Source organism: Variovorax sp. YR752 (assembly GCF_943372545.1).
In genome coordinates, this window is record NZ_CALRZC010000394.1 from 1 (window position 1) to 3889 (window position 3889).

Annotated in this window: 3 protein-coding genes and 1 pseudogene; all 4 read left to right on the forward strand. The window is 69.6% G+C overall.

What is annotated here, in order from left to right:
* Window positions 1–68: 68 nt before the first annotated feature.
* Window positions 69–1490 (forward strand): cbb3-type cytochrome c oxidase subunit I, encoded by a 1422-nt coding sequence (locus AAG801_RS40900; RefSeq protein WP_341893594.1) that lies wholly within the window; start codon window positions 69–71, stop codon window positions 1488–1490.
* A 15-nt stretch (window positions 1491–1505) separates the two neighbouring features.
* Window positions 1506–2315: a CbbQ/NirQ/NorQ/GpvN family protein gene (locus tag AAG801_RS40905; RefSeq protein ID WP_341893595.1), complete on the forward strand. Its 810-nt coding sequence runs from the start codon at window positions 1506–1508 to the stop codon at window positions 2313–2315.
* A complete protein-coding gene (locus AAG801_RS40910; RefSeq protein ID WP_341893596.1) occupies window positions 2308–3294 on the forward strand; it encodes a 4Fe-4S binding protein in 987 nt (328 codons plus the stop codon). The genes AAG801_RS40905 and AAG801_RS40910 overlap by 8 nt, the downstream gene beginning before the upstream one ends.
* 2 nt (window positions 3295–3296) lie before the next feature.
* Window positions 3297–3889: pseudogene (locus AAG801_RS40915) on the forward strand (VWA domain-containing protein); the annotation flags it as partial.

Sequence of the window (3889 nt, forward strand, 5' to 3'; positions counted from 1 at the left end):
CGCCTCGGTCACGACCTGCGCCAGCAGGCGCAGGGCTGGATCGGGGTCCGAACAGCCAAGGAAAAGTCATGAATGCAACCACACTCAAGTACAAGTCGCAGTCCGTCTCGCGGCTGTACTTCATCGCCGCGATCGGCCTGTTCGTCGGCCAGATCGTCTTCGGCCTCACGCTGGGCCTGCAGTACCTGATCGGCGACCTGGCCTTCCCGGCCATCCCGTTCAACATCGCGCGCATGGTCCACACGAACCTGCTGATCGTGTGGCTGCTGTTCGGCTTCATGGGCTCGGCCTACTACCTGATCCCGGAAGAGGCCGAGACCGAGCTGTACAGCCCGCTGTTCGCGAAGATCCTGTTCTGGGTCTTCCTGGTCGCCGGCGCGGCCACCATCCTCGGCTACCTGCTGGTGCCCTATGCGACGCTGGCGGAGTGGACGGGCAACGACCTGCTGAAGACGATGGGGCGCGAGTTCCTCGAGCAGCCCTTGCCGACCAAGATCGGCATCGTGATCGTCGCGCTCGGCTTCCTGTTCAACATCAGCATGACCGTGCTGAAGGGTCGCAAGACGGCTGTCTCCCTCGTCCTGCTGATGGGCCTGTGGGGCCTGGCGCTGATGTTCCTGTTCAGCTTCGTCAACCCGAGCAACCTGGTGCGCGACAAGATGTACTGGTGGTTCGTCGTCCACCTCTGGGTGGAAGGCACCTGGGAGCTGATCCTCGGCGCGCTGCTCGCCTTCGTGCTGGTCAAGACCACCGGCGTCGACCGCGAGGTGATCGACAAGTGGCTGTACCTGATCGTCACGATGGCGCTGGTCACCGGCATCCTGGGCACCGGCCACCACTTCTTCTTCATCGGCCTGCCGGGCTACTGGCACTGGGTCGGCAGCGTGTTCAGCGCGCTCGAGCCGATCCCCTTCTTCATGATGACGCTGTTCGCCTTCAACATGGTCCAGCGCCGCAAGCGCGAGCACCCGAACCAGGCCGCCGTGCTGTGGGCCGTAGGCACCGCGGTGATGGGCTTCCTCGGCGCCGGCGTGTGGGGCTTCATGCACACGCTCAGCCCGGTGAACTACTACACCCACGGCAGCCAGGTCACGGCGGCGCACGGCCACCTCGCGTTCTACGGCGCCTACGTGCTGGTGGTGATCGCGATGATCAGCTACGCGATGCCCATCCTGCGCGGCCGCGAGGCCAACCCGAAGCGCGCGCAGAACGTCGAGATGTGGAGCTTCTGGATCATGACCATCGGCATGGGCGTGATGGTGCTGGCGCTGACCGGCGCCGGCATCCTGCAGGTGTGGCTGCAGCGCATGCCCACCGAAGGCGCGATGTCCTTCATGGCCACGCAGGACCAGCTGCGCTTCTTCTACTGGGTGCGCGTGGCCGGCGGCGTGATGTTCCTGGCCGGGCTGCTGACCTACCTGGCGAGCTTCTTCGTCGGCCCGGCGGCCGACGAGGCCACGCAGCCTGGCGCCCGCCTTCAAGCGGCCTGATCCAGGGGTGATGTGATGGAACTGATGAGCGCACGGCAGGTCGCGGCGGTGCCGTACTACGCCGCGCAGGGCGGCGAGTGCATCCTCTTCGAGCAGGCGCATACCAGCCGGCTGCCGCTCTTGATCAAGGGCCCGACCGGCTGCGGCAAGACCCGCTTCGTCGAGCACATGGCGGCGCGGCTCGGCCGGCCGCTGGTGACGGTGAGCTGCCACGACGACCTGAGCGCGGCCGACCTGGTCGGTCGCCACCTGATCGGCGGCGGCGACACTGTGTGGTGCGACGGCCCGCTGACCCGCGCGGTGCGCGAGGGCGCGATCTGCTACCTCGACGAGGTGGTCGAGGCGCGCAAGGACACCACCGTCGTGCTGCACCCGCTGGCCGACGACCGGCGCGTGCTGCCGATCGAGCGCACCGGTGAGTCGCTCGCTGCCGCGCCCGGCTTCATGCTGGTGATCTCGTACAACCCCGGCTACCAGAACCTGCTCAAGGGGCTGAAGCCGAGCACGCGGCAGCGCTTCGTTGCGCTGACGCTGGGCTATCCGGCGCCGGAGATCGAGCGCAGCATCGTGCAGGCCGAAAGCGGCTGCACGGCGGCGGTGGCCGTGCGGCTGGTGCAACTGGCGCAGGCGCTGCGCCGCCTCACCGGCCATGACCTGGAAGAAACCGCGAGCACGCGGCTGCTGGTGATGGCGGCGCGGCTGGCCACCGCGGGGATGACCCTGCGCATGGCCTGCACGGCGGCGATCGTCGATGCGCTGACCGACGACGCCGACACCGCCGCCGCGCTGGCCGAGGTGGTGGCGGCGGTGGTCGGCGATGCCTGACGCGGCCGTCGCCCTGGCGGTGCGCGGCTCGAGCGAAGAGCGAGCGCGCATGGCGCGCATGCAGCGCTGGCGCCGTGCGCTGCAGATCGGTTTCTTTGCGCTGTTCCTCGCCGCGCCGGCGCTGAACCTGCTGCGCTTCGACCTGCACGAGACGCAGCTGTGGGTGCTCGGCTTCCGCTGGTCGCTCGGCATCGACGCGTTCCAGCGCGGCGAGATCGACGCCACGCAGGCAGCGATGAACATCGTGGTGCGTGCCATCCTGCCGGCGATCGCGCTGGTCGCGGCCTTCATGACCCTGGCGTATCGCTACGGGCGCCTGTACTGCGGCTGGCTGTGCCCACACTTCTCGCTGGTCGAGTCGCTCAACGCGCTGCTGCAGCGTGCCAGCGGCAAGCTGAGCTTCTGGGACAGGCACGCCACGCCGCGCAAGGGCGGCGCGCCGGATGCGCGCTGGTGGCCGGCCTTCTTCCTCGCCTGCGCGACCTTCGGCTTCCTGTGGGCGATCACGCTGCTGACCTACCTGCTGCCGCCGGTCGAGATCTGGGGCAACTTGATCCACGGCACGCTGACACCCAACCAGGCGCGCTTCATCGTGATCGGCAGTGGGGTGTTCACCGCCGAACTGATGTTCGCGCGCCACCTGTTCTGCCGCTTCGGCTGCGCCGTCGGCCTGTTCCAGAGCCTGGCCTGGATGGCCAACCCGAAGGGCCTGGTGGTCGCCTTCGACCGTGACCGCGCGCGCGACTGCCGCGGCTGTGTCACCGCGCAGGCGCCGCAGGGTTCGGCCTGCGACGTGGCCTGCCCGATGCGCCTGAACCCGCGCAACATCAAACGCATGATGTTCGCCTGCGTGCAGTGCGGGCAATGCCTGACCGAGTGCGAGAGCTCGCACACGGCTCGCGGCGCGGCGCCCAACCTCGAGTGGAAGGTCGGCCTCGACGCGGTGCGCGAGACGCTGCGCCAACGCCGGGAGCACTGAGCATGGAAGAGTGGGTCGGCGAACAATGGCACCGCTTCATCACGCGGGTGGCCGATCGTTCGTACCTGCCGAAGGCGGTCGAACTGGCCGAGGTGCAGCGTGCCGCGGCGATGCTGTTCCACGCCGCCGGCGGCGCGAGCGGCGTGCGCGTGGTACCGGCCGGGCAGGCGCGCATCGGCGGGCCACGCGGGTGGTTGCAGAAGATCGCCGGCAGTGGCCTGCGCGCCTCGACCGCCAGGCTCGACGCCGACACGCTGGCGCTGCCGCCGCTGATCGCGGTGTTCGACGACGCCTCCCTGAACCGCGACCTCTACCTGTGGCTGGCCGCGCTGGCGGCGGCGCACGAACCAGCGGCCGGCTGGGCGGCAGGCAACGTCGCCGCCACTGCGCGAGTTCTGCAACGCTGCCCGGGCCTGCAGGCGCGCTGGCAGCGCCTGCGTGAGGCGCACCTCGCGCAGCGCCCGGCGCCCGCGAGCCTACGCGGGCCGGCTGCCGATGCCGAGGCGGCAGTGCAGGCCGCGCTGCGCGAGGGCTGCGCCGCCGCGCTCCCTGTCGCGGCGCAGGACGTCGCGCCGGTGTGGCTGTGGCTGGAGGT